Origin of the sequence: Devosia psychrophila, assembly GCF_000971275.1 — a bacterium.
Taxonomy (GTDB): Bacteria; Pseudomonadota; Alphaproteobacteria; order Rhizobiales; family Devosiaceae; genus Devosia; species Devosia psychrophila.
This window is the reverse complement of the sequence record NZ_LAPV01000172.1, coordinates 1-2,921: the sequence shown is the minus strand read 5'-3', so window position 1 is coordinate 2,921 and position 2,921 is coordinate 1. Positions and strand designations below refer to the sequence as shown.

At 61.5% G+C, this 2,921-nt stretch carries 2 protein-coding genes and 1 pseudogene; all 3 read left to right on the top strand.

Features of this window, described 5'->3' with window-relative positions; translation table 11 throughout:
• A pseudogene (locus WH91_RS19635) lies at window positions 1-478 on the top strand (MFS transporter); the annotation flags it as partial.
• Between the two features lie 178 nt (window positions 479-656).
• Window positions 657-1,757: a YncE family protein gene (locus WH91_RS19630; protein WP_210165785.1), complete on the top strand. Its 1,101-nt coding sequence runs from the start codon at window positions 657-659 to the stop codon at window positions 1,755-1,757.
• A 234-nt stretch (window positions 1,758-1,991) separates the two neighbouring features.
• A complete protein-coding gene (locus WH91_RS19625; protein ID WP_248305831.1) occupies window positions 1,992-2,831 on the top strand; it encodes an amino acid permease in 840 nt (279 codons plus the stop codon).
• Window positions 2,832-2,921 lie beyond the last annotated feature (90 nt).

Here is a 2,921-nt window from a genome sequence, read left to right as displayed (position 1 = left end):
GATCATGTTTGCAGCCTGCAGCATTGTCATGTTTGCCGTTCAAGGCATCGTCTTTTCGCCTCTCGTCAAAGCATCCTCTACCCGCTGGATCATTGCTCCGGCATTCGCCGTAATGGCTCTCGGCCTGGCCCTCATCCCCGGCACCACGGGCTTGGGCCCGGTTCTGGCTATGGTGTCGATCGTGTCGGGCTCCGCAGGGGTAGTCGCCCCCTTGCTGGCGTATTGGGTGGCGAAGACATCCCAGCGCAGCCGAGGCGTAGGACTTGGCATACAAAGCGCGGCAACAAGTTTGGGTCAGTCGGTGGGCTCCGCCGGAGCCGGCATGCTTTACGGCCTCGACGGCCAGGACGGAGCCGCATTCTTCGTGTCTGCGGCTGTCATGGCCATCGCTGCGATCGCAAGCCTTGGCCTGCCTGGGCTGTTGGCGCCCATTCCGCCCACGGTGCGAGCCGTCCGGGGGAGCGGCGCATCGCGATGATCCCGCCCAGTCTTCAGTCACCGTTGTCTACAAACGGAATCGAAGCGCTGGAACTCCATGGGCCCAGGAGTTCCGAGCAGGCTGGGCCTTCGGCGCAGCCAGCGAACCGAGTTCCAGTTGATCTCTGGCAAAGATGCGCCGGTGGCCTCGGGCTAAGACTCACACTTCCGGCAACCAAATGGAGAGCCCAATCATGAGCAGATTAAAGTTGCGCAGCTTACTTCGAATGATGCTTCTAGTAGGATCTTCAATTGGTGCATTCTGGACACCAGCGTCCGCACGGCAGCGCCCCGCGGCGCTGGCGACCGCGTCGGGGTTTGTCTTCACTGCCAACGAGTTCGGAAACTCCATCAGCCGCATCGACCTGACCACGGGCACGGTCGAAACGGTGCCGGTCTCAATCAGCGCACACAACGTTCAGGTCACGGCAGACGGCCAATTCCTATTGGCGGTGGGCGCAACTGCGGGGGGTGATCACGAAGAGATGGCCGTCGGTGGGCAGTCCGACATCGACATGGACGCCGCGGGCTTGCTGCTGATCTTCAAGACGGCCAGTTTCTCGACGGGACCCATCGCTACCATCGAGGTCGGCGCCCATCCGGCTCATGTCGTCGTCGATCTCACGGGCAAGTTTGCTTTCGTCACGAACAGCGGCGACAACAACGTGACGGTGGTTGATCTCGCGAACGACGTGGTGACGGCGGTCATCCCGACCGGTGCCTATCCGCATGGCCAGCGCATGAGCCCGGATGGAAAGGAACTCTATGTTGCCAACGTCGAGGATGGAAGCGTTTCGGTGCTCGATCCAGTTGGCCTCAGGGAACTCCAGCGCATCCCTGTCGGCGCCGTGCCGGTGCAGGTGGGCTTCACCCCGGATGGCAGCAGGGTCTACGTTTCATTGCGTGACGAAGACAAGGTTGCAGTAATCGACCCTGCAACTCGCGAGATACTCGCCACGGTCGACGTGGGCAAGGGGCCGATTCAGGTGCACTCAGCGCCCGATGGGCGCTTCGTCTACGTAGCAAATCAAGGCACTGACAAAGATCCCAGCGAGACGGTTTCGGTGGTCGAAGTTGCGACCAACACCAATGTCGCCACGGTCCGCACCGGGCCTGGGGCGCATGGCGTCGCTGTCAGCGCCGACGGCACTCTGGTCTTCATCACCAACATCTTCGATGGCACGGTTTCGGTCATCGATGCCAAGACAAACATGGTTGTTGCGAACTTTGCGGTGGGAGAAGGGCCAAATGGAATCACCTTTCTTCCTGCGCGTCCGTAGTACCGTGGAAACGACTCGCCTCGCGCTTTCCATATTCGCTCGGACTCAGGTCCGTGTCGGCCGCCTCGCATCGGGGCGACCGACACTGCGGTGCGCGAACGCGCTGTCGAACGGTGTCTCGTCAGCTACACCCGGCTTGACCTGGATCAAAACCGCCGATGCTTCCAGAAGCAATATGCATACGGCTCGACAAGAGCTCACGCGATCAGGAGGGCCGACTTTCGGCAGCACGCCATGACCACAACTGTCGACACAGTCAGTACAACACCCGCCCCCACCGCGACGCGAAAACTCGGACTCGGCCTGCTCACAGCCGTCGTCATCGGCTCCATGCTTGGCTCAGGCGTATTCAGCCTACCGCAGAACATGGCGGCCGGTGCCGCGCCCCTCGCCATCATCATCGGCTGGGCGATAAGCGGCGTCGGCATCCTGGCGCTGGCCTTCGTGTATCAGGGCCTGTCCATGAGAAAGCCAGCGCTGGACGCCGGCCCCTATGCCTATGCCAAGGCCGGCTTCGGACCGTTCATCGGCTTCAACAGTGCCTGGGGCTACTGGCTCTCCGCGTGGATCGGCAATGTTTCCTACGCCGTCGTCATGTTCAGCGCCCTCTCATATTTCTTTCCTCCGTTCGGGGAGGGCAATACCTGGCAAGCGATCGTCGGCGCTTCGGTCGTGCTGTGGCTGGTCCATGCGCTGATCCTATCGGGCGTGCGTCAGGCGGCCCTTGTCAATCTGGTGACCACAATCGCCAAGATCGCGCCGCTCGTCCTGTTCATCGTCCTCGTCATTTTCGCTTTCAAGGTCGACGTCTTTACCCTCGACTTCACGGGCGCGGGGAACCTCGAGCTCGGCTCCTTGCTCGATCAAGTCAAGAGCACCATGCTGGTCACGCTCTGGGTCTTCATCGGCATCGAAGGGGCGAGCGTGATCTCGGCCCGCGCCGGAAGACGCTCCGACATTGGCGTCGCGACCATCATTGGTTTCGTTGTGGCCCTTGCCATCTATTCCCTCGTCTCGCTGCTATCGCTCGGCATTCTGAGCCAGCCTGAACTGGCTGCGCTGAAGAACCCTTAAATGGCGGGCGTGCTCGAATACGTCGTGGGGCCGTGGGGCGCCATCCTCGTCAACGTCACCCTCGTCGTTTCGGTGCTCGGAGCCTTCCTC

Coding starts and splice junctions, on each gene's coding strand:
- WH91_RS19630 (WP_210165785.1), top strand. CDS start 657: ATGGAGAGCCCAATCATGAGCAGATTAAAGTTGCGCAGCTTACTTCGA.
- WH91_RS19625 (WP_248305831.1), top strand. CDS start 1,992: ATGACCACAACTGTCGACACAGTCAGTACAACACCCGCCCCCACCGCG.